The 21,637-nt window shown below is 67.7% G+C and carries 24 protein-coding genes; 14 read left to right on the top strand and 10 right to left on the bottom strand.

Annotated features, from left to right (window positions below):
* The first annotated feature begins 40 nt into the window (after window positions 1–40).
* The 7 genes from BN1263_RS14705 to rnfB all read left to right on the top strand — a co-directional run bounded on the left by BN1263_RS14705 (window position 41) and on the right by rnfB (window position 7,583).
* Window positions 41–1,981, top strand: a complete 1,941-nt coding sequence (locus BN1263_RS14705) for a DUF885 domain-containing protein (RefSeq protein WP_058982150.1) — start codon at window positions 41–43, stop codon at window positions 1,979–1,981.
* A 16-nt stretch (window positions 1,982–1,997) separates the two neighbouring features.
* Window positions 1,998–3,068, top strand: coding sequence for a serine hydrolase domain-containing protein (locus BN1263_RS14700; protein WP_058982148.1), 1,071 nt, complete (start codon window positions 1,998–2,000; stop codon window positions 3,066–3,068).
* On the top strand, window positions 3,065–3,469 hold the full coding sequence (gloA2, locus tag BN1263_RS14695; RefSeq protein ID WP_058982145.1) for an SMU1112c/YaeR family gloxylase I-like metalloprotein: 405 nt from the start codon (window positions 3,065–3,067) through the stop codon (window positions 3,467–3,469). The genes BN1263_RS14700 and gloA2 overlap by 4 nt, the downstream gene beginning before the upstream one ends.
* Window positions 3,470–3,850: 381 nt before the next feature.
* Window positions 3,851–4,294, top strand: a complete 444-nt coding sequence (locus BN1263_RS14690) for a DUF2147 domain-containing protein (RefSeq protein WP_012480941.1) — start codon at window positions 3,851–3,853, stop codon at window positions 4,292–4,294.
* A 102-nt stretch (window positions 4,295–4,396) separates the two neighbouring features.
* Window positions 4,397–6,478: a methionine--tRNA ligase gene (gene metG, locus BN1263_RS14685; protein WP_058982143.1), complete on the top strand. Its 2,082-nt coding sequence runs from the start codon at window positions 4,397–4,399 to the stop codon at window positions 6,476–6,478.
* Between the two features lie 75 nt (window positions 6,479–6,553).
* The gene (locus BN1263_RS14680; RefSeq protein WP_058982140.1) at window positions 6,554–7,144 is read left to right on the top strand and encodes an HAD family hydrolase; all 591 of its coding nucleotides are present in this window, start codon (window positions 6,554–6,556) and stop codon (window positions 7,142–7,144) included.
* A 25-nt stretch (window positions 7,145–7,169) separates the two neighbouring features.
* On the top strand, window positions 7,170–7,583 hold the full coding sequence (gene rnfB, locus BN1263_RS14675) for an Rnf electron transport complex subunit RnfB (protein ID WP_019662127.1): 414 nt from the start codon (window positions 7,170–7,172) through the stop codon (window positions 7,581–7,583).
* A 152-nt stretch (window positions 7,584–7,735) separates the two neighbouring features.
* Here rnfB and BN1263_RS14670 read toward each other — a convergent pair whose 3' ends face one another.
* A complete protein-coding gene (locus tag BN1263_RS14670; RefSeq protein ID WP_019662128.1) occupies window positions 7,736–8,083 on the bottom strand; it encodes a RidA family protein in 348 nt (115 codons plus the stop codon).
* Window positions 8,084–8,275: 192 nt separating this feature from the next.
* On the opposite strand from BN1263_RS14670, the gene mprF reads away from it, so the two are divergent.
* Window positions 8,276–10,840 (top strand): bifunctional lysylphosphatidylglycerol flippase/synthetase MprF, encoded by a 2,565-nt coding sequence (mprF, locus tag BN1263_RS14665; protein WP_058982138.1) that lies wholly within the window; start codon window positions 8,276–8,278, stop codon window positions 10,838–10,840.
* 106 nt (window positions 10,841–10,946) lie between these two features.
* Here the strand turns inward: mprF and BN1263_RS14660 are convergent, their stop codons facing one another.
* The 4 genes from BN1263_RS14660 to BN1263_RS14650 all read right to left on the bottom strand — a co-directional run bounded on the left by BN1263_RS14660 (window position 10,947) and on the right by BN1263_RS14650 (window position 13,811).
* Window positions 10,947–12,293, bottom strand: coding sequence for a virulence factor family protein (locus BN1263_RS14660; protein ID WP_058982136.1), 1,347 nt, complete (start codon window positions 12,291–12,293; stop codon window positions 10,947–10,949).
* A 78-nt stretch (window positions 12,294–12,371) separates the two neighbouring features.
* Window positions 12,372–12,989, bottom strand: a complete 618-nt coding sequence (locus tag BN1263_RS14655; protein WP_058982134.1) for a DUF998 domain-containing protein — start codon at window positions 12,987–12,989, stop codon at window positions 12,372–12,374.
* Window positions 12,986–13,159: an oxidoreductase-like domain-containing protein gene (locus BN1263_RS20180; RefSeq protein ID WP_080241960.1), complete on the bottom strand. Its 174-nt coding sequence runs from the start codon at window positions 13,157–13,159 to the stop codon at window positions 12,986–12,988. The genes BN1263_RS14655 and BN1263_RS20180 overlap by 4 nt, the downstream gene beginning before the upstream one ends.
* Window positions 13,160–13,208: 49 nt before the next feature.
* Window positions 13,209–13,811, bottom strand: coding sequence for an HD domain-containing protein (locus tag BN1263_RS14650; protein ID WP_058982132.1), 603 nt, complete (start codon window positions 13,809–13,811; stop codon window positions 13,209–13,211).
* 228 nt (window positions 13,812–14,039) lie between these two features.
* Between BN1263_RS14650 and BN1263_RS14645 the strand changes: the two genes are divergently transcribed.
* Entirely contained in the window at window positions 14,040–15,194 is a 1,155-nt protein-coding gene (locus BN1263_RS14645) for a transglutaminase-like domain-containing protein (RefSeq protein ID WP_058982130.1), read from the top strand.
* 6 nt (window positions 15,195–15,200) lie between these two features.
* Here the strand turns inward: BN1263_RS14645 and BN1263_RS14640 are convergent, their stop codons facing one another.
* Window positions 15,201–15,536, bottom strand: a complete 336-nt coding sequence (locus tag BN1263_RS14640; protein ID WP_021204683.1) for a zinc ribbon domain-containing protein YjdM — start codon at window positions 15,534–15,536, stop codon at window positions 15,201–15,203.
* Window positions 15,537–15,717: 181 nt separating this feature from the next.
* Between BN1263_RS14640 and BN1263_RS14635 the strand changes: the two genes are divergently transcribed.
* The 3 genes from BN1263_RS14635 (at window position 15,718) to BN1263_RS14625 (ending at window position 17,795) form a co-directional block, all read left to right on the top strand.
* Window positions 15,718–17,079 (top strand): Hsp70 family protein, encoded by a 1,362-nt coding sequence (locus BN1263_RS14635; RefSeq protein ID WP_058982127.1) that lies wholly within the window; start codon window positions 15,718–15,720, stop codon window positions 17,077–17,079.
* A gap of 228 nt (window positions 17,080–17,307) precedes the next feature.
* Entirely contained in the window at window positions 17,308–17,601 is a 294-nt protein-coding gene (locus tag BN1263_RS14630; protein ID WP_080112561.1) for a YkgJ family cysteine cluster protein, read from the top strand.
* 11 nt (window positions 17,602–17,612) lie between these two features.
* On the top strand, window positions 17,613–17,795 hold the full coding sequence (locus BN1263_RS14625) for a hypothetical protein (protein ID WP_005410566.1): 183 nt from the start codon (window positions 17,613–17,615) through the stop codon (window positions 17,793–17,795).
* Between the two features lie 51 nt (window positions 17,796–17,846).
* Here the strand turns inward: BN1263_RS14625 and BN1263_RS14620 are convergent, their stop codons facing one another.
* Genes BN1263_RS14620 through BN1263_RS14610 form a run of 3 tightly spaced genes read right to left on the bottom strand, consistent with a single transcriptional unit; the run spans window position 17,847 to window position 19,847 of the window.
* Window positions 17,847–18,728, bottom strand: a complete 882-nt coding sequence (locus BN1263_RS14620) for a DUF4097 family beta strand repeat-containing protein (RefSeq protein ID WP_058982124.1) — start codon at window positions 18,726–18,728, stop codon at window positions 17,847–17,849.
* A 10-nt stretch (window positions 18,729–18,738) separates the two neighbouring features.
* Window positions 18,739–19,272: a hypothetical protein gene (locus BN1263_RS14615; RefSeq protein ID WP_058982122.1), complete on the bottom strand. Its 534-nt coding sequence runs from the start codon at window positions 19,270–19,272 to the stop codon at window positions 18,739–18,741.
* Window positions 19,269–19,847 carry an RNA polymerase sigma factor gene (locus tag BN1263_RS14610; protein ID WP_019662138.1) on the bottom strand — a complete coding sequence of 193 codons (579 nt, stop codon included), beginning with the start codon at window positions 19,845–19,847 and terminating at the stop codon, window positions 19,269–19,271. The genes BN1263_RS14615 and BN1263_RS14610 overlap by 4 nt, the downstream gene beginning before the upstream one ends.
* Window positions 19,848–19,971: 124 nt before the next feature.
* Between BN1263_RS14610 and BN1263_RS14605 the strand changes: the two genes are divergently transcribed.
* Both BN1263_RS14605 and BN1263_RS14600 read left to right on the top strand, forming a co-directional pair.
* Window positions 19,972–20,151, top strand: a complete 180-nt coding sequence (locus tag BN1263_RS14605; RefSeq protein ID WP_058982120.1) for a hypothetical protein — start codon at window positions 19,972–19,974, stop codon at window positions 20,149–20,151.
* A 35-nt stretch (window positions 20,152–20,186) separates the two neighbouring features.
* On the top strand, window positions 20,187–20,780 hold the full coding sequence (locus BN1263_RS14600; RefSeq protein WP_019662140.1) for a mechanosensitive ion channel domain-containing protein: 594 nt from the start codon (window positions 20,187–20,189) through the stop codon (window positions 20,778–20,780).
* 512 nt (window positions 20,781–21,292) lie between these two features.
* Here the strand turns inward: BN1263_RS14600 and BN1263_RS14595 are convergent.
* On the bottom strand, window positions 21,293–21,559 hold the full coding sequence (locus BN1263_RS14595) for a DksA/TraR family C4-type zinc finger protein (RefSeq protein WP_058982117.1): 267 nt from the start codon (window positions 21,557–21,559) through the stop codon (window positions 21,293–21,295).
* Window positions 21,560–21,637: the final 78 nt, after the last annotated feature.

Here is a 21,637-nt window from a genome sequence, read left to right as displayed (position 1 = left end):
TCGTGCAAGCTCCACGGTCTGTGTTCCACGGAAGCTCCTGATGCCGCATCCCACCCGCGCCCTGGCCGCCGCCATTGCCGCGTTGTTCCTGTTCAGTGCCGTGCCGTCGGCCGAAGCAGCGAAGAAAAAGGCAAGCCGCCCTGCCGCCGCGCAGACCCGCCAGGCTGCCAAGCCCAAGGCCAGGCCCGCCCGCGCCACCGCGCCAGCGCGTGGCAGCTCGGCGCGCCGCGCCGCGCCCCGCCCGGTCGCCCCGGCCCGGGCCGTACCCAAGCAGGTGCAGCTGGAGCGCCTGTACGACGAATACTGGGATGCCTCGATGCGGTTGAATCCGCTGCAGGCGACCTTCCAGGGCGAGGCCCGCTACAACGACCAGCTGCCCAACATCCTGTCCGCCGCCTGGCGCCAGCAGTCGCACGACTTCACCACGCAGTGGCTGGGCAAGGTCGAGAAGCTCGGCAGTGACGGCCTGCAGGGCCAGGACCTGCTCAGCTACGAGATCTTCGTGCGCGACGCGCGCGCCTCGCTGGCTGCCGAGCGTTACCCGAGCTGGATGATGCCGATCAGCCAGTACTACAACATCGGCAGCATCATGGCGATCCTCGGCTCAGGTGCCGGCGCGCAGCCGTTCAACACCGTGCAGGACTACGACACCTGGTCGCGCCGCTCGCTGGGCATTCCCGAGCTGTTCGACCAGGCCATCGACAACATGCGCCAGGGCATGAGGGCCGGCGTGGTGCAGCCCCGCGACCTGATGGAGAAGGTGCTGCCGCAGCTGGATGCGGTGATCAAGCCGACTGCCGAAGAGAGCATCTTCTGGTCGCCGATCCGCACCATGCCCAACACCATCGGGGCGGAGGACAAGGCGCGCATCAGCGCCGAGTACAAGCGCATGATCGAGCTGCGCATCATGCCGGCCTACCGCGCCCTGCGCGGCTTCATCGCCACCGAATACCTGCCGGCCACGCGCACCAGCAGCGGCCTGGGCGCGCTGCCCGATGGCCAGGCCTGGTACGCCAGCCTGATCATGCAGACCACCGCCAGCGACCAGAGCGCCGCGCAACTGCACGCGCTGGGCGAGAAACGCGTGCAGGAGCTGCAGGCGCAGATTGCCACCGTGATGAAGGATGCCAAGCTGCGCGGCACGCCGACCAAGCTGCTGCGCAGCATGCGCAACGACCGCCAGTTCCAGTACGGTGACGCCAACGCATTGATCAACCGCTACCGCCAGGTGCAGCAGCAGGTCAACGCACGCCTGCCGCAGGTGCTCGATACGCTGCCGAAGTCCGCACTGGACGTCCGTGCGGTGGAACCGGAGCGTGCGCTCACCGCCGCGGCAGCGGCCTATCAGCCGTCCGCAGCCGGACAACCGGCCGTGTTGTACGTGAACACCCGCGACCTGCCCAGCCGCAAGCGCTGGAACGTGCCGGTGCAGTACCTGCATGAAGCGATTCCCGGCCACCACGTGCAGCTGGGCCTGCAGCAGGAACTGGCCAAGCTGCCACGCTTCCGCCGCCTCGGTGGCGATCTCGCCTTCGTCGAAGGCTGGGGCCTGTATGCCGAAACGCTGGGTGAGAACCTGGGCATCTACACCGATCCCTACGACCGCATCGGCTACCTGTATTCGCGCCTGCTGCGCGCCGCCCGCGTAGTGGCCGACACCGGCGTGAACGCACAGGGTTGGAGCAAGCAGCAGGCCGTCACCTACCTGCAGAAGACCGTGGACATGAGCAGCGACGACGCCAACGCCGAAGTCGAGCGGATCATGGCCCAGCCCGGCCAAGCGCTGTCCAACGTGGCGGGCCTGACCACCATCGTCGCTCTGCGCGACAAGGCCAAGGAACGCCAGGGCGCCGCCTTTGACCTGCGCCGTTTCCACGCCGAACTGCTGAAGGACGGCTCCATGCCGCTGGACGTGCTGGGCCGCAAGATGGAACGCTGGATGGCGCAGCCCGCCAGCGCCACACCAGCCCCTTCACCCTGACCCCTCCGGAGCCGCCATGCGCCCTGCCGTCGCCCTGTTCGCCGTCGTGCTGGGCCTGCTGCCAGTGGCGGGCTCCGCCGCGCCGGTGCTGACCCCACCGGATGCGGGCATCGACGGCCTGATGCAGGCCTACGATGGCCGGGTGCCCGGCGCCGCCGTGCTGGTGCTGCATGACGGGCAGCCGGTGTTCCGCCGTGGCTACGGCCTGGCAGTGGTGGAGGACGGTACTGCGGTCACTGCCGCCAGCAACTTCCGGCTGGCCTCGGTCAGCAAGCAGTTCACCGCTGCGGCGGTGCTGCTGCTGGTGGAGGATGGACGGCTGGGGTTGAATCAGCCTGCACGACAGTGGCTGCCCGAACTGCCGCCGGCTGCAGCGGCCATCACGATCCGCCAACTGCTCTCGCACACCAGCGGCCTGCTCGATTACGAAGACCTGATGGACCCGGCTGACACGCGGCAGGTGCATGACGCCGACGTGCTGACCCTGCTGTCGCGCGAGGACCACCTGAATTTCGCACCCGGCACGCAGTACCGCTACAGCAACAGCGGCTACGCGCTGCTGGCCCTGATCGTCGGCCGCGCGTCCGGCCAGGATTTCGCCACCTTCCTGCAGCAACGCATCTTCCGCCCGCTGGGCATGGCGCATACCGTGGCCCACCAGGACGGCGTGGACACGGTCGCCGCGCGCGCCTATGGCTACAGCCGGATCGACGGCCGCTGGCAGCGCACCGACCAGAGCACCACCAGCGCCGTGCTCGGCGATGGCGGCATCTATTCCTCGCTGGACGATCTCGCCCGCTGGGACGCCGCGCTGTATGACGACCGGCTGCTGTCGAAGGCTTCGCGCCGCGCGATGTTCAGCCCGGCCACGGCCACATCGGAACCGGACGTGCCGCATTACGGTTTCGGCTGGCGCCTGATCGGCCCGGTGCAATGGCACAGCGGCGAGAGCATCGGCTTCCGCAACGTGATCGTGCGCCACCCGGAAAAGCACCTGACCGTGATCGTGCTGACCAACCGCAACGATCCCGAACCGTACCCGCTGGCGCAGAAGATCGCCCAGCGCTGGCTGGACACTCTGCAATGAACACCGGTTCCGACGCCCTGCTGGGCATCCACCACGCCGCACTGATCTGCAGCGACTACGCACGCTCGAAGGACTTCTACGTGCGCATCCTCGGCCTGCGCGTGCTGGCCGAGAACCACCGCGCTGCGCGCGATTCCTGGAAACTGGACCTGGCCCTGCCCGACGGCGGCCAGCTGGAACTGTTCTCCTTCCCCTCGCCACCGCCCCGTCCCAGCCGTCCGGAAGCCCAGGGCCTGCGCCACCTCGCGTTCCGGCTGGCTGTACTGGAGCCCTTCATCCAGCGCCTGGCCGCGAATGGCGTCGCCTGCGAACCGGTCCGCGTGGACGAGTACACCGGCCGCCGCTTCACCTTCTTCGCCGATCCGGATGGCCTGCCGCTGGAGCTGTACGAAGTCGGTTGAGCGTTTTTCAATCGTGATTCATCCATGCATGGCATGGATCTACGTGTCGACCAAGGTCGACACCCACCAAGAGCAGGTCGTTCCATTCCGGCAGATCGCAGGACTCTGTCGAAGGCGGGGTGGGTCCGGTTGCGGGGGCGTGAGCCGCATGGATGCGGCGCCCGAGCTTACAGGGACGTACTTGCAGCGCCCCCCCGCAACCGGACCCACCCCGCCCTCCCACGGATAGCCGCCTTTGCTTTTGAGGTTGCCGGCCAGCGGCCGGCACTACCGCAGGTGCAGGGCGCAGCCCTGCAAAGCCCCTCTTCCCCATACCCCGCCGAATGGGTATACAGTCGACCCATGCCGGCATCGTGCCGGAATGAACCCTGGGAGGGGACCATGCGCAACACCTTCAAGACCCTGCTGCTGGCATTGCCGCTGTGCCTGGCCGCGCTCTCGGCGCAGGCCGCCGATGGCGCCGCCGGCCGCTGGAAGACCATCGACGACAAGACCGGCAAGGTGAAGTCGATCGTCGAGATCACCCAGGCCGCCAACGGCACCCTGACCGGCAAGGTGGTCGACATCCTGCACTCGGACAAGGGCCCGAACCCGGTCTGTGACGGCTGTGAAGGCGCCAACAGGAACAAGCCGGTCAAGGGCATGACCATCCTCTGGAACCTGAAGGCCGACGGCGCCAACAAGTGGTCCGGCGGCACCATCCTCGACCCGGCCAACGGCAAGACCTACAAGTCGAAGATGGAACTGCAGCCCGGCGGCACCCGGCTGGACGTGTCCGGCTGCATCGCCTTCATCTGCCGCGCGCAGACCTGGCAGCGCGAATAAGCGCCCCTGGCCTCACTTCATCCCGGTGACCCGGCCCCGGCCGGGTCACCTCGTTGCGGGCATGCGATACTCTGCGGTTCCCCTCGGCTTCACCCCGCGACCATGACCCGTACCGCGCTCGTCACCACCGCCCTGCCCTACGCCAACGGCCCGCTGCACCTGGGCCACCTGGTCGGCTACATCCAGGCCGACATCTGGGTGCGTGCGCGGCGAATGAGTGGCGGCAAGGCCTGGTTCGTCTGCGCCGACGATACCCATGGCACGCCGATCATGCTGGCCGCGGAAAAGGCCGGGGTCACCCCGGAAACCTTCATCGCCAACATCCAGGCCAGCCACGAACGTGACTTCGCCGCCTTCGGCGTGGCCTTCGACCACTACGACTCGACCAATTCGGCGGCCAACAAGGCGCTGACCGAGCAGTTCTACCTGAAGCTGGAAGCGGCCGGCCACATCAGCCGCCGTTCGGTGGCGCAGTTCTACGACCCGGCCAAGGGCATGTTCCTGCCCGACCGCTACGTCAAGGGCATCTGCCCGAACTGCGGCAGCCCCGACCAGTACGGCGACAACTGCGAAGTGTGCGGCGCTACCTATGCGCCGACCGACCTGAAGGAACCGCGTTCGGTCATCTCCGGTGCCACGCCGGAAATGCGCGATTCGGAGCACTTCTTCTTCGAGGTGGGCCACTTCGACGCGTTCCTGCGCGAATGGCTGGCCGGCGACGTCGCCCTGCCGGGGGTGAAGGCCAAGCTCGGTGAGTGGCTCAATGCCGAAGGTGGCCTGCGCGCGTGGGACATCTCGCGCGATGCACCGTATTTCGGATTCCAGATTCCCGGCCAGCCGGGCAAGTACTTCTACGTCTGGCTGGACGCGCCGATCGGCTACCTGTCCAGCTTCCAGACCCTGTGCGGCAGGATCGGCGAGGACTTCGACGCTCACCTGCGCGCCGGCACCGCCACCGAGCTGCACCATTTCATCGGTAAGGACATCGTCAATTTCCACGGCCTGTTCTGGCCGGCCGTGCTGCATGGCACCGGCCATCGTGCGCCGACGCTCCTGCACGTGAACGGCTACCTGACCGTGGACGGCGCCAAGATGAGCAAGTCGCGCGGCACCTTCGTGATGGCCCGTACCTTCCTCGACGCGGGCCTGGAACCGGAGGCACTGCGCTACTACTACGCCGCCAAGTCCAGCGGTGGCGTCGACGATCTCGACCTGAACCTGGGTGACTTCATCGCCCGCGTCAACGCCGACCTGGTGGGCAAGTTCGTCAACCTGGCCAGCCGCTGCGCCGGCTTCATCAGCAAGCGCTTCGACGGCCAGCTGGCCGCGCAGCTGCCTGATGCCGCGCAGTACCAGCGATTCGTCGACGGCCTGGCGCCGATCCGTGAAGCCTACGAGCGCAACGACCCGGCTGCGGCGATCCGCCTGACCATGGCCCTGGCCGACGAAGCCAACCGCTACATCGACGACGTCAAGCCATGGGTCATCGCCAAGCAGGAAGGCGCCGACGCGCAGCTGCAGGCCGTGTGCAGCCAGGGCCTGAACCTGTTCCGCGTGCTCGTCACCGCACTGAAGCCGGTGCTGCCGGCCACCGCCGCGCAGGCCGAGGCCTTCCTGGCCGCGCCGGTCAACGACTGGACCGAACTGGCGCAGCCGCTGCTGGGCCACCGCATCACCGACTACACCCCGCTGTTCACCCGTATCGACCCGAAGAAGATTGACGCCATGATCGACGCCTCCAAGGACACCCTGCAGCCGGCCGCTGCCGCCGCCCCCGCCGCCAAGACCGAAGCGGTCAAGCCGGCCGCCTCGGCCCCGGCCAAGGACGACGCAAAGAGCGCCGACGCCCCGGCCTACATCGGCATCGACGATTTCGCCAAGCTCGACCTGCGCATCGGCAAGGTGCTGGTGTGCGAGTTCGTGGAAGGCTCGGACAAGCTGCTGCGCTTCGAACTGGACGCAGGTGAACTGGGCAAGCGCCAGATCTTCTCCGGCATTCGTGGCAGCTACGGCGAGCCGGAGCAGCTGGTGGGCCGCAACGTGGTGTTCATCGCCAACCTGGCCCCGCGCAAGATGCGCTTCGGCCTGAGCGAAGGCATGATCCTGTCGGCCGGTTTCGACGGTGGCGCGCTGGCGCTGCTGGACGCCGACAGCGGCGCGCAGCCGGGCATGCCGGTGCGCTGATGCCTGCAGCGGGCGCGGCCACCGCCGCGCCCGCCGGCAGCACCGGCCACGGGGCACGCGATGGGAGGCAACGGAATGGAACTGGCGCTGTTCGACTTCGACCACACCGTGACCACCTGCGATACCTATGGCCGCTTCCTGCGCCGCGTGGCCACCGCCGAACAGCTGGCGCAGGCGTGGTGGAAGGTCGGCCCGTGGCTGGCCGCGTACAGGCTGAAACTGATCTCGGCCGAACGCATCCGCGCGCGCGTCACCCGTTTGACCTTCAGCGACCGCCACAGCGATGACATCGCCACGCTGGCCGCCGGCTTCTCGCGTGAGTTCCTGCCCGACGTGGTGCGCCCGGAAATGCTGGAGCAGATCCGCTGGCACAAGGAACAGCAGCACACCGTGGTGATCGTGTCCGGCTCGCTGGACCTGTACCTGCGGCCATGGTGCGAACAGCTGGGCCTGCAGTTGATCTGCAACCGGCTGGAGAGCAAGGACGGCCGCCTCACAGGCCGTTATGCCGGTGGCGACTGTGGCCCGCGCAAGGTTGAGCACATCCGTCGCCAGTTCGACCTGTCGCGCTACGTGCGCATCCATGCCTACGGTGACAGTTCCGAAGACAAGCCGATGCTGGCCCTGGCCCACGAGCGCTGGTTCCGTGGCAAACCCCTGAAATGACCCCAACGCGCAGCCTTCGCCACGCATGAGCCTGATTCCGCCCCTGACCGAACGCCTCGACCGCCTGCTGCCGCAGACCCAATGCGGGCAATGCGGCTACGACGGCTGCCGCCCGTATGCTCAGGCCATGGCGCGCGGCGACGCGGGCGTGGACCGCTGCCCGCCGGGCGGAGATGCCGGTGCGCGTGCGCTGGCGCAGGTACTGGGCGTGCCGGCGATTCCATTTGATCGTTCGCGCGGCCAGCACAAGGCACCGCAGGTAGCGGTGATCGTGGAAGCCGACTGCATCGGCTGTACCAAATGCATCCAGGCCTGCCCGGTGGATGCCATCGTCGGTGGCGCCAAGTACATGCACACGGTCATCGCCGACCTGTGCACCGGCTGCGAGCTGTGCATCCCGCCATGCCCGGTGGACTGCATCGAGCTGGTGCCAGCGTAGCCACCGGACCAACCGGCAGTGGAGCGGCGGGGTAGAGTCGACTGTTAGTCGACTGCTCTTCGTTCCGGCGGCGCAAAACCGCGCGCTGCGCGCGATAGTCGGGCAACAGTCGACTCTACCCCCTCCCTGGTGGGAGGTGACCTTGCCTGCCGTTACGGTACTGCCGCCGTCACCACGATTTCGACCTTCCAGTCGGCATGGGCCAGCTTGGCCTCGACCGTGGCACGTGCCGGGGTCGCGCCTTCAACCACCCATTCGTCCCATGCCTTGTTCATGCCGTCGAAGTCGGCCATGTCGGCCAGGAAGATCTCCGCACGCAGCACGTGCTGGCGGTCACTGGCGACCAGCGCCAGCAGCTTGTCGATCTCCGCCAGCACCTGCCGGGTCTGGCCGGTGATGTCCTGGCTGGTGTCCTCCGGAATCTGGCCGGAGAGGTAGGCGACCTTGTTGTATACGGTCATTTCGGACATGCGCGGTCCGACGTCGTAACGCTCCATCATGGGCGTGGCTCCTGCGGTTGATCAGGCCTGCATTGTCCTCCAAACCGGTCGACGGTGGGTGCACGGGTGCCCTCCGCGATACGTCATTACCGGGCTCCGACGGTCCCACTGGTCAAATGACGATGACAGGCGCACGATGCGCCACGCCCGCGTTGACACCGCCCTCGCCCCTCCTGCCGCACCCTTGCGCCGATGACCGCCCCCGTCGATTCCACCACTGCCCCTTCCACGCCAACCTGGAAGCGGGTTGCCACCATCGTCATCCCGCTGCTGATCCTCGCCCTGGCCCTGCACGGCCTGGCCAATGAGTTCGACGAGCACGGCTATCGTGCGATCCGCCAGGCGTTCCGGCAGCTCAGCGGCACGCAGATCGCGCTCACCGTGGTACTCGGCCTGGCCAGTTACGCCTGCCTGATCGGCTTCGATGCCATCGGCCTGCGTCGCAGCGGCATCCGCGTGCACCCCGCGCGCGTCGGCATCACCGCGTTCCTTGCGCACACGTTGGGCCAGACCGTGGGCTTTGCCGCGTTGACCGGTGGCGCGGTACGCCTGCGCGGCTACCGCAGCGCCGGCCTGGACCTGGCGCAGATTGGCCAGGTGGTGCTGATGAGCACGCTCGGTTTCGTATTCGGTGCATGGCTGTTGATCAGCGTGGCCCTGTGCATGGAACCCGCCGCGGCAGCGTTGGCATTGCCATTGAATCCCGATGCCGTGCGCATCGTCGGCATCGTTGCCCTGCTCGCCTATCTCGGCACCGTGCTGCTGGTCGGCCGCGATGGACGGCAGTTCAGCGTGTTCGGCCATGCCTTGTGGCTGCCCGACCGCCGCACCATGATCGGTGTCACCGTACTCAGCGTCATCGAGTTGGTGCTGGCCAGTGCCGCGTTCTACGTGCTGCTGCCGGACTCCACGCCAACCGGCCTGCCGGGCTTCGTCGGCCTCTACCTGGTGGCAGTGCTGGCCGGCCTGGTCTCCACCGTGCCCGCAGGCCTGGGTGTGTTCGAGTGGAGCCTGCTGAAGCTGTTGCCGCAGGTGGCACCGGCAGCGGTGCTGGCGGCAGCACTGATCTACCGCGTCACCTACTACGTGCTGCCGTTGGTGCTGGCCACCCTGCTCGCCCTTGCGCCGGCCCTGCGTCAGCCGCTGCAGGCCAGCGCAGGGGCAACCCGTGCCGGCTGGAACGCGCTGCGCCCGTGGCTGCCGCAGATCATCGCGCTGGCGGTGTTCAGCATCGGCGCCGCGCTGGTCATCGACGGCACGCTGCCGACGCCACGCCGTCACCTGGTGAACGCCTCGCTGCCGATCCTGGAAACCTCACACCTGATCGGCAGCCTCAGTGGCGTCGCGCTGCTGCTGATCGGCCAGGGCCTGGCCCGGCGCAGCCACGCCGCGTGGATGCTGGCGATGGCGGTGTGCGTTGTCACCCCGTTGCCGCTGTGGCTGCGCGGCGGGCAACCATTGATCGCCGTCTCGGCGGTGCTGGTGGCGATGGCCTTGTGGGCTGCACGCCGCGAGTTCTACCGCCAGGGCGCGCTGCTGGATGAAGCCTGGTCGTGGCCGTGGCTGCGCAATCTGGGTCTGGTGCTGGTCGCGGTCACCTGGCTGCTGTTCTTCACCTACAGCCATGTCGAATACCAGAACGAGCTGTGGTGGCAGTTCGCGTTGTCCGGCAACGCACCGCGCGCGCTGCGTGCGTTGCTGGTGGTGGCGATCGCGCTGGTGATGTTCGGCCTGGCCCGCCTGCTGCACAGTACGCGCAGCCCGCTGCCGGCCGCTGACGAGGCCACGTTGCAGTCGCTGGCACCGGTGCTGGCCGGGGCCACCGATACCCAGGCCTGCCTGGTACTGACCGCCGACAAGGCGGTGCTGCGCGATGATGCGAAACAGGGCTTCGTGATGATGCAGCGCTATGGCGGTTCGCTGATCGCGATGGGTGATCCGGTCGGCCCGCCGGACGTGGCCCGTGCACTCATCTGGCGCTTCCGCGAAGAAGCCGACCGGCTCGGCCTGCGCCCGGTGTTCTACCAGGTGGGCGAGACCTACTGGCAGACCTATCTCGACCTCGGCCTGGGCCTGGTCAAGCTGGGCGAGGAAGCGATCGTGCCGCTGCACGATTTCGGGCTGGAAGGCCGCGAACGTGCCGATCTGCGCCAGGCCTGGAACCGCGGCAGGCGCGGCGGCCTGTCGTTCCGCGTGGCACCGGAGGAGGAGGTTCCCGGCCTGCTGCCACGTCTGCATGCGATCTCCAACGCATGGCTGGAGGACAAGGCCGGCGATGAGAAGGGCTTTTCGCTGGGCAGCTACGACCCGGATTACCTGGTGCGCTTCCCGGTGGCACTGGTCGAAGCGGAGGGCCAGATCGTGGCATTCGCCAACCTGTGGCAGGCACCGGCCGGTGCCGAGCTGTCGGTGGACCTGATGCGCCACGTCAACGAAGCGCCGAAGGGGACGATGGACTTTCTCTTCATCGAATTGTTCCTGTGGGGCCGCGCGCAGGGCTATGCGCGGTTCTCGCTGGGCATGGCGCCGTTGTCCGGGCTGGCCCAGCATCGGCTGGCCGGTCGCTGGAACCGCCTGGCCGGCCTGCTGGCGCGGCATGGCGAACGCTTCTATGGCTTCAGTGGCCTGCGCCGCTTCAAGTCGAAGTTCGATCCGCAGTGGCGGCCACGCTATCTCGCGGCGCCCGGCGGCATGCATCTGCCGGCCGCGCTGCTGGATGCCACGCGCCTGATCTCGCTGGATCCGCGGCGGCACTGAAGCCGCGATGCGTCGGGCATGGCTCGACGCTACCCGCTGCTCGGTAGGTGTCGACCTTGGTCGACATGCAACCCCAGCGCCGACCAAGGTCGGCGCCTGCCAAGCGCTACATACCGCCCTTGAGGATCACTTCGGCCAAGCGATCGTAGTCCCCCCCGAAATGGTGATCACCCGGCAGCTTCACCTTCCTCACCCCGTCATTGGCCGGCAGGTCCGGGCACAATGCGTCCTCATCCTTGTCGCCGAACACGCACAGCGTTTTTTCTGCCGGCAGCCTGGCCACTTCCGGGGCGATCGGCAAGCCATCGCCGCCACCGCCCAGCCAGTTGCTGACATGAAATTCGAAGTCGGCCTTCCTGCCCACCGATAGCAGCACGATGCGCTCCAGCCCCTCACGGGTACCGGCATCGAGCTGGTTGATGGTGGCAGGCAACACATCGGCACCCTGCGAGAAACCAATCAGCATCACCTTGTCTCGGTGCCACTGCTGGCGGTAGTGGTCGATGATCTTCTGCAGGTCGCCGGCAAAGCCCTTCGGTGTGCGCTGGCTCCAGAAGTAGCGCAGCGAGTCGATGCCCACCACCGCCACGCCATGCGCGTTGAGTGACGACGCCACGTTCTTGTCCAGGCCCGCCCAGCCACCGTCACCGGAGACGAACACCGCCAGCGTATCGCCGCTGGTGGCCGCCGGCATTTCCACCACCGGCAGGTCCTTCAGTGCAGCAGGCGGCGGTGCCAGGCTGACGCCAGCCTGCGCGCCAATCACCCGCGCCGCCGCCACCAGGCCCGGTGATGCATCACCGCGCGCAGTGCGCTTGAACTCACGCGCCATGGCCACCTGCTGTACGAACCGGCTGGCCTGGCCCGCCCTGCAGCCGTTGTCACCTGCCGCACTCAACCACGGAAAATTCAGTTCGGCCGGCTGCAGCCTGTCGCGCTTCACGCCATCGCCACAGACCATGCGCTGGTGGCTGTGGTCCGGGCAGAAGCCGGTGGTCAGCACACCGGCGAAAACCTGGGTGTCGGCCTGCGCTGCCAGCGCGTAGGCCATTTCGGCACCTTCGCCATCACCGCCGACCAGCGGCAGGTGGTAGCCGGGCAGATGCAGCGAAGCCTGCAGCCAGCGCGAGAAATTCTCGACGTCACCGGAACCGAACGAACAGGTCGGGTCACCCTCGCGCTTGAGCACACCGCGCAGATGCGCAATGTCCACTGCCGCCACCAGCGCGCCGTCGGCACGCAGGGCCTCGATCGGCAGGCGGCTGGTGTCACCGCCGGCAGTGGGTTCGTGGAACCAGATCACCACCCGTTGCGGCGTGCCGGCCGGCATGTGCACCGGAATCTGCTCGAACCGCCCATGGCTGAACTGCTGCGGGGTCACCGCCGCCGTTGCCGGCAGCGTGGCCAGCGCCAATACCACACCCATTGCCCTGCCCAGCCCTGCACGCTTCATGTCGCATCCCCGATCGAATGCGCACACGATACGCCGCCGCCGCGTGCACGGCACGTACCGGCGCAGGCCGTTGGGGATTCAGTCGGCCGCGGCCTGGCGGCTGCGACGGTACAGGGCCGTCGCCAGGTACAGAAGCCAGCCGACGATCACTGCGATCACCACTTTCTGTCCGAGCCCGCGCGGTGGCCCAGCGCGCCACAGCACGTGCAGCCACAGCAGCACGAAGGCCAGCCATGCCCAGCCCCAGAGCAGTTCAGCGGCGGGCTGCCAACCCGGTTCCCGGCGCAGGTACCACGCCTGCAGCAGCATGCCGACGCAGGCACACAGGAACGCCGTGTTGGCTGCAAGCCCGTGGATGAACGGCGCCAGCAACGGGGTCGCTTCAGGCAGCCAACTGTCGCCGATCGCCACCGTCGCCAGGCCCAGGGCGGAAACCGTGAACAACAGCGGTGCGGCCGCACTGCGCCGTGGGCCGATGCTGCCGCGATACAGCGCAACGCCGAGCGCCGCAATGGCCAGCGCCAGCACGCAGTAGGCAGCGCGCAACGCCAGCCCCCACGGCCCGTGCAGATACAGGCTCAACGTCGCCCGCACCCAGTCCAGATCACTGCGTGCAACCTGGGTCCACAGCGCGGTTGCCACGAACAGCAGCAGCGCCACCAGTGCCAGCACCGCCACCGGACGCGCACGGCTCATGCTGCGTCCTCAGGATGCCGCGTCTTCCATTCGGCCAACGCCTTGCGGTAACGCTGCAGCTCCTCGGAGTACAGGTCCAGCACGCACAGCGGGCAGCCGCTGCCGCAGCATTCGTTGGGACCGGGTTCTTCCGGTGGTAGCGGGCGTGGATCGGGATCAGGGACGGACACGGTCGGAAGCGACGATCAGTGGAAGCAGGCCCCAGTGTACCGGGCTGGCTCAGCGGGCCAGCTGTCGGCGCAGGTTCTCCCGAGCGGCCGCATCCAGCCGTTGGTGGAAGAAGTCACTGAGGAAAATCCGCGGCGCCCGCAGCAGGCCCTGCAGGAACCGACGGCGGCCGGCGCGGTACAGGAAGGCCGGCACCACGCCCTTGTATTCGTCGGCCACGCCACGGTCATAGGCGGCAAACACCGGCTCCGGCGCGGCCAGGATCGCCATGTCGCAGTCCAGGAACAGCGCCGCCTCGGCATCCACATCCTGCGGACCCAGCTCACCATGGCGGGCGGTCAGCAGGATCAACTGCTCGACGCGTGCGGCATCCACTGCGGCCAGCTCCGGTGCCTGTGCGATCGCCTGCAGGGCCAGCTGCGCCGAACGGGCCTCGTTGTCCTTGCGCCCCGCGTGGTAGATCGCATCGTGGTAGAGCACGGCCAGATAGATCTCGGCCGGCTGCGTCCAGCCAGGGCCGTCGGCCACCTCCTGGCAGTGCTGCAGCACGGCGCGTACATGGCCGAAGTGGTGGTAGGCCCGTGGCGGCGTTGCATAGCTGTCCTGCAGCGCCTGCCACTGCGCCGGGGCAAGCGTCAGCGGTGAGAAGTCCATGCCCGGATCATCCCGCCTGTGCCGGCGCCGGGCAAGCTGGCGGTTTTTTCACCACGCGCTCACCACGCTTGCCGGGCGGGGCCCGGAGCCAGTTGTCCACAGCTTTGTCGAGCGCTGGTCCACATCGGTTGTGGATGACCGCGGCGCCGACCAACGGTCGCTGCAGCCTGACATCCATGGGAATACACTCGCCACAGGCGGGGGCGCCCGCCGCTGCCGGGAACCGTCATGTACCGTTCTGCCGCCCATTGCCTCACCCTTTCGCTGCTGGCCTTCTGTGCTCCTGCCTTCGGCGCAGGCCAGGCACCGCCCGCCGATGTGGTGACGACCCCGACCATCACCGTGTCAGCCGTACGCGTGCCGACCCCGGAAGAAGTGTTCGCCATTCCCGCAGACCTGCGTGCGATGCTCCAGAAGCAGGTGATCCAGCGCAGCTACTCCCGCGACCAGCGGTTGCAGGCGCTCGTCGAGATGATCTTCGGCCAGCACGGGCTGGACCTGCAGTACGACGCCAATGCGACCTACACCGTCAGCGATATCTGGCAGCACCGCCGCGCCAACTGCCTGGCCTTCACCCTGCTGTTCGTGACGCTTGCGCGGGAGGCGGGCATCCAGGCGCGCGTGCAGGAAGTGGGGCAGGTAGTGTCCTGGTACCAGGACCAGGACGCGGGCGTGGTCTACAGCGTCGGCCACGTCAACGCCGGTGTCGACGTCGGCGGGCGTTTCGGTACCGTCGATCTGGATCGCAACGTGCTCTATGACCGCCGTGGGCCGGTTCCGGTCAGCCGTGCGCGGGCATTGGCGCATTTCTACAACAACCGGGGTGCGGAGCGCCTCGCCGACGGTGACTTCGGCGGCGCGCGTGCGTTCTTCGACGCTTCCCTGGGCCAGGACAGCGGGTTCGCTCCGGTGTGGAACAACCTCGGCGTACTCGCCCACCGCGAAGGCAACACCGAGGCGGCGCGGCAGGCGCTGGACCGATCGCTGCAGCTGGACGGCCGCCAGGATGCCGCACTGACCAATGCCTCTGCGCTGTTCCGCAGCCTGGGCTTGACCGCACAGGCGCAGTCACTTGAGCGCCGGCTGAAGTCGGTGCAGCGCGAAGACCCGTTCGCGCAGTACATGTTCGGCGCCAAGGCCGAACGCGCCGGCCAACTGGACGAGGCGATCCGCCATTACCGGCAGGCCGTGCGCCTGTACGACACCGCGCATCAGTTCCACTTCGGGCTGGCACGCGCCTATTTCCTGGCTGGCCAGCTCAAGCGCGCCGATCATGAACTGCTGCGTGCACGGGAACTGGGGGGCGCGCCGGAGCAGGCGCGCTACCAGGCCAAGCTGGACAGCCTGGCCCGCTGGCGCGCGCAGCAGCAGGCCAGGCGCTGAAGGCGATCAGGCCTTTTTGAGGAAGCAGGTCTTCAGGACCAGGCCCTTGATCTTGTCCGAGTTGCCTTCGATGTGCTCGGCATCATCTTCGACCAGGCGGATGTTGCGGATCACGGTGCCCTGCTTGAGCGGGATCGAGGAGCCCTTCACTTTCAGGTCCTTGATTACGGTGACGGTGTCGCCGGCCTGCAGGGTATTGCCGTTGCTGTCACGCACGACCAGGGTGGAGCCCGCGCTTTCTTCGGGGGTCCATTCGAAGCCGCAGTCGGCGCAGATCCAGAGCGCACCATCGGCGTAGGTGTTTTCCAGGGTGCACTGCGGGCAGGCGGGGGCAGAAGACATCAGCAAGTACCTCAAAGTGAATCAACAGCCGCCATTGTAACCGCCTGGCTTCCCTGCCCCTTTTCCAGGCAGGCCCCGGGCTGCGCACCTGGCCCGACACACAACGGCACGCCCCCGGAACTTGCAGTCGGCGGCGAACTGCAGCAGAGTGCGCGGCCCCTGATCGACCCCGGAACCTCCCATGCGCCTCGGCATCGACTTCGGTACCAGCAACTCCGCCGCCGCCATCGTGCATGAGGGAAAGCTGCTGCCGATCCGCTTCGGCGACGCCGAACAGTTCCGCACCAGCGTGTACTTCCCCGGCGTGGTGCCCGACCCGGATGACTTCCAGCTCGATGATGGGCAGGAACACCAGCTGCAGCAGATGATCGACAGCGCTGCGCGCGCGGCCCGCGCCGCCGGCCAGGAACGCACGCCACAGGCACTGCGCCGCGAAGCCCTGCGCGCACTGCGACGGGAGTGGATGGAAGCGCGCGCCGGCAAGGAACGCAGCGCCAGCGACCTGCTGCAGAACGCGGTCTATGGCGATGACGCGCTGGAAGCCTATTTCGAGGAACACGACGGCAACCTGGTGCAGAGCCCGAAGTCGATGCTCGGCTACAACCTGCACCCGCGCGCCAAGCAGACCATCACCGGCATCGCCGCGCACATCCTCGAGCACATCCGCCTGACTGCCAGCGCCCAGCTCGGCCAGCCGCTGCGTGCCGCCCTGCTCGGCCGCCCGGTGCAGTTCCGCAGCTCGATCGGCGCGGCCGGCAACGACCAGGCGCTGGACATCCTGCGCGAGGCCGCCACCCAGGCCGGCTTCGACCAGATCGATTTCCTCGAGGAACCGGCCGCGGCGGCCATGCATTACCACGCCGAAAGCCGCGAGCGGCACCAGGCGGTGATCGTCGACATCGGTGGCGGTACCACCGACATCGCGCATGCCGAAGTCGGCGGCGATGCTGCGCCACGCATCCACCGCGCGTGGGGTATTGCCCGCGGCGGTACCGACATCGACCTGGCGCTGAGCCTGTCCAGCTACATGCCGCTGTTCGGCCGCAGCATCACCCGCGTGCCCGCCCACCACTACGTGGAAGCGGCCACGGTGCAGGACATGACCCGCCAGCGTGACTTCCGCCAGCACAAATACGATCACGTCGAAGATCCGTGGCGCGCGCGCCTGCAGGCCCTGCAGGACACCGGCAATACCGCCCGCCTGTACCGCGATGTGGAACGCGCGAAGATCGCCCTCAGTGCCGCCAGCGAGCACCGCAGCACGCTGGACTACATTGCCCGCGACCTGCATGCCGACAGCAGCGCCGCCGGCCTGGCCGCTGCCGCTCACGGCTACCTGGAACAGATCCGGGAACTGCTGGCCCAGGTCCGCAGCGACATTGGCGGCGACCCGGATGCGGTGTTCCTGACCGGCGGCATGTCCCGCGCCGGCTACCTGCGCCAGGCCGTGGCCGAGGCCTTCCCGGGCGCCCGCATGGTCCACGGCGAGCCCTCGCTGGGCGTGGTCCAGGGCCTGGCACTGGCGGCAGCCAGCCCGGATTAACAAAACGTTACGCGGTCTAAGTTACTCTTGGTCGGCTAGAACCCCGCTGCACCTTCCACTGGCCACGCCGGTGTGTGTCCACGGTGCAGCCTGGCCCGCCTGCGGGCCTAGCGGCCATGCCTTCCTGGCTCGTTCATGGTCCGCGCAGCACCTGAGCCGCCATCGAGACCCGCTTTGGGCACCCGCCAGGCCCCTGTGGCCTTACAACCTGACGCAGCACCTGCACCCATCGACTGCCGCCGTTGTGACGCGGTCTGTTGTCGGCTGCCCGTGCTGCTGCAGCCCGGCGACCACGTGCCTGGCCAGTTCCTGTCACGCGACTCCCACGGCCGTGCCGTGATGGCGCGCAACGAGGAAGGCTGGTGCGCGGCGATCGATCCCTATCACCTGCGCTGCACGATCTATTCGCAGCGCCCGGCGATCTGCCGCCAGTTTTCGATGGGCGGCGATGACTGCCGCCGCGAGCGGCAGGACTACCTGCGCCAGGCTGATGCCTGGTCGCTTTCCTCCCCTTCCACCTGACAGGAGCAACCATGCCCCGCAAGGCAAAGACCCCCGCGAAGGCCAGCAACAGCATCCGCAGCGAACGCAAGGGCGCGGCCGCCAGCACCGTGGTCAGCAGCGATTCGATCGCTTCGGACCTGGCAGCGTTCCGCAAGGCCGGTGGCAAGATCGAAGTCCTCGGCACCACTTGGGCGCTGAAGAAAGCCAGCTGACCCAGCACCGACCGCGGCGGCGCTGCCGCCGCGGCCTGCCGGACCGCGCGCTCAGCGATCCAGGCGTACCCTCACACTGCCCGAGTGCGACTGGATGCGGATGTCTCCATCACCGCTGCCCAGACGCGTGTCGAGATGGCTGCCCGGCCCATAGCGCGGCCGCTCCACCTGCCCGGCATCGCTGTTGATCGAGCCGCTGAAGCTGTTCACCGACAGCTGTGCCGACACCGTGCGCGGCAGGCTCAGCGTGACCGGGGCACTGACCGATTCGACATTGATGCGGCCACCGGGCGCCAACCCGGCTGCTGCCAGATCGATGCTGCCCGAGACGGTCTCCACCGCCAACCGCTGCACGCGTCCGGCCTCCACCGCAACCCGGCCGGATACCGTCTGCGCACCGATATCACCGGACACGCCGCCGCCGGCCTCGATCCGGCCACTGACCGTATTTACGTCCAGCTTCGGCGTCTGCAGGCGTGCGCTGACACTGCCACTGACCGTGTTGAGTTTGCTGTCGCCACTGCGGCCAGCCGCGCTGAGGCTGCCGCTGACCGTGTCGGCCTGCAGCCGTCGCACATCGATGCCACTGATGTCCTGGCTGGCGCTGACCGTACTCAACAGCAGTTCCACCGAGCGCGGCACGTTCAGCACCAGCGTCGCGCCACCATTGTTGCTGCGGCGCGGGTATTCAATCTCCCAGCGCACCCGGTTGGCGCTCTTTTCCTGGCGCAGCTGCAGGCCATCGCTGAGCGTGCCGGTGAGTTGCACATCATTGCGGTCCCAGCCACGCACGGTCACCTTGCCGGCCACGTTGCTCAGTTCGATGCGACCGCCCGCAGCCAAGGTGTGGCGCTCGTCGATGCGGGTGTCGGCCAGCGCCACGGCAGGGGCCAGCAGCAGTGCGACACAGCAGGAAATCAGGGTTCGGGTCATGGGGGTCTCCTCAGGTCGTCAGGCCGGACTCGGCGGCATAGGCCGCCTGCCGGGTCAGTTCCAGCCGCAGCGCATAGGTGCGCTTGAGCTGGCCAAGCAGGTGCGGCGCGCGCGGGTCCTGCGCCAGTGCGGCACGGATCTGCGCCGCGCTATCATCCAGTTCGTGCAGGGCCGGCTGCCATTCCGGCGCGCGCCCATCGGGCAGCGAGGCCACGGCCTGCTGGTACTGCTCGGTCATCGCCGCCGCCTGCAGCTGCAGCGCTGAAGGTACCGGTACCTCTGGCTGCGCATGACGCCACGGCGCCACGGCGTAGACCGCCAGGCTGGCCGCCAGGGCAGCGCCGACCGGCAGCCACCAGCGGCGCCGCGAGCGCGTTGGCAGGGCCACCACGTTGTCCGTTGGCGCAGGTGCTGCCTGCGGTTCACGCGGCGGCAGCCGGGCAGACAGGCGTGCCCAACCATCAGTGGGCACTTCGCGCTCATTCGGCAGCGCACGCAGCAGGGCCAGCAGGTCGTGATCGGAATCGTGTTCGTGCGTACTCATGTCATGTCTCCCAGCCGTGCGCGCAACAGGCCGCGCGCACGATGCAGCTGTGCCTTGGAACTGCCGACGGCCATCTGCAGCTGCTCGGCGATTTCCTGGTGTTTCCAGCCTTCGATGTCGTGCAGCACCAGTACCGCACGCGCCCGTGGTGGCAGTGTCGACAACGCGCGCTCCAGGTCGCGCTCGGTGCCGGCGCAGCGGTCACGCACCGCCAGTTCCTGCAGGCCCCCGTCGACGTCGTCCAGACTGTCGTGATCCTGCCCGCCCGCCCGGCCACGCAGCTCCATGAGCGCGGCGTTGACGCCCAGCCGATGCAGCCAGGTCGACAGGCTGCTCTCGAAGCGGAACCCCGGCAGCGCTTTCCAGGCCTGCAGGAAGGCCTCCTGCAGCGCATCCTCGGCACGTGCCTGCTGGCCGCCACACAACCGCCACAGCACAGCGAATACACGCGGCGCGTGACGCCGGTACAGCAGTTCGTAGGCAGCAGTGTCTCCCGCAGCGGCCGCCCGCACCAGGGCGGGTTCGTCGACGGGGTCGTTGGCGGCAGGCAGCGCTGGCATGGTGGTGTCGAGCATATCGCTTGGATGCGGCGGCCCGGAAAAAGGTTTAGAGGTGATCGGCGATCAGGGACATGCAACCTTTTCGACGATGGCTGCATCCATGAAAGGTCTTCGAGAAAACACCTCCGGGAGTCCAGTCATGTCCAGCCCCGCCTGCGCCGCCGTGCTGGTGATCGCCGCCTGCGTCGTGCTGCAGGCATTGGGCCTGTCCCTGCAGCTACGCACGGACAGTGGCAGCGCCTGCCTGCAGCAGCATCGCCAGGAACTGGTGTGCCTGGCCTGGGCCCCGGCAGTCGAATCCACGGCAGGCGCCGGGTAACATCAAGGGCCGTTATTGCCACCTGTTGTCGCGCCATGATGTTGTCGCTGAAGGATCATCTCCCCGCCTGGACCCACCCCTGGCTGCATGACGTGGGTATCGCCGTGAAGATCCTGCTGACCCTGCTGGCCGCGTGGCTGCTGCGGGTGCTGGCACGGCGCCTCATCCGGCGTTTCGCCGAGCACTACACACTGCCACCGGAGATGGCGATGGGCGCCCGGCGGATCACCAGTTTCGTGGTCTATTTCAGCGCCCTGCTGTACATCCTCAGCCTGCTGGGCGCGTCGCCTTCGGTACTGTGGACGGCGTTCACCGGCTTTGCCGCCGTGGGTGCGGTGGCCTTTTTCGCGGCGTGGAGCGTGCTCTCCAACATCTTCTGCACGCTGCTGATCTTCACCACGCGCCCGTTCCGCCTGCATGACTACATCGAGGTGCTGGAGAACGGCGAGAAGCCGGGTCTGAAGGGCCGGGTGATCGATGTGAACCTGATCTACACCACGCTGCAGGAAACCGGCGACGGCCACGAGGGCACGGTGCTGCAGTTGCCGAACAACCTGTTCTTCCAGCGCACCGTGCGCCGCTGGCGCGACCCGGCACAGGCGCCTGGCGGCATCCAGGGCGACGGCTGAGGGTGGAGTTGTCGGCAGGGCTGCGCCCTGCACCTGCTCGGAGCAACGGCAACGGCAAAAGCATGCTATCCGTGGGATGGCGGGGTGGGTCCGGTTGAGGGGGACGCTGCAAGTACGTCCATGTAAGCTCGGTCGCCGCATCCATGCGGCTCACGCCCCCTCAACCGGACCCACCCCGCCTTCGACAGATTTCCGCGAGCTGTCCGTTCTTCTGTAGAGCCGAGCCATGCTCGGCTCAAATCATTCCGATATCGAAATTTTCGATTTCGATGGAAATTTATCCACGCACGGCGGGATGTACCCGATCGCGGAAATCTGTCGGAGGTGGGGCGGTGTCGGAGTGCGGGGTGTCAGCCGTATGGATGCGGCTGCCAAGCCTACAAGGACGTACTTGCGGCGTCCCCGCACTCCGACACCGCCCCGCCACCCCACGGAATGCCAGCTTTTGCTGTTGCTGCTGCCTTGACTTGAAGGCTTCGGCGGGGGGGGGGCGCAGCCCTGCCGAACAACCTTTACCTCAACTGGCTGTCCTTGCTGCCACGCCGGTTGTAGCCTGCATGCGCCTGTTCTTCGTCGTCACGCGCCTGCTGGCACGCCACGCACAGCCGGACACCGGGCACGGCCTGGCGCCGCGCCAACGGGATCGGCGCGTCGCATTCCTCACAATGTTCCAGACCCGGGCCCTGCCGCAGCTGGCGCCGCGCGCGGGCGATCGCATCATCAACGGTGGCGTCGATCTGGTCCTGGACCGCGCCGTCTCCCGCCCAACCGGTGGCCATGGCTATCCTCCGCAGGTGTGTCGCCCATATGGGGACGATACACCCCGGCAAAAAGGAAGGCCTTCATGTAGAGCCGAG

This window comes from Stenotrophomonas thermophila, assembly GCF_001499715.1.
Classification (GTDB): domain Bacteria; phylum Pseudomonadota; class Gammaproteobacteria; order Xanthomonadales; family Xanthomonadaceae; genus Stenotrophomonas; species Stenotrophomonas hibiscicola.
Note: the sequence above shows the minus strand (reverse complement) of the source record. Positions and strands in the feature narration are given on the sequence as shown.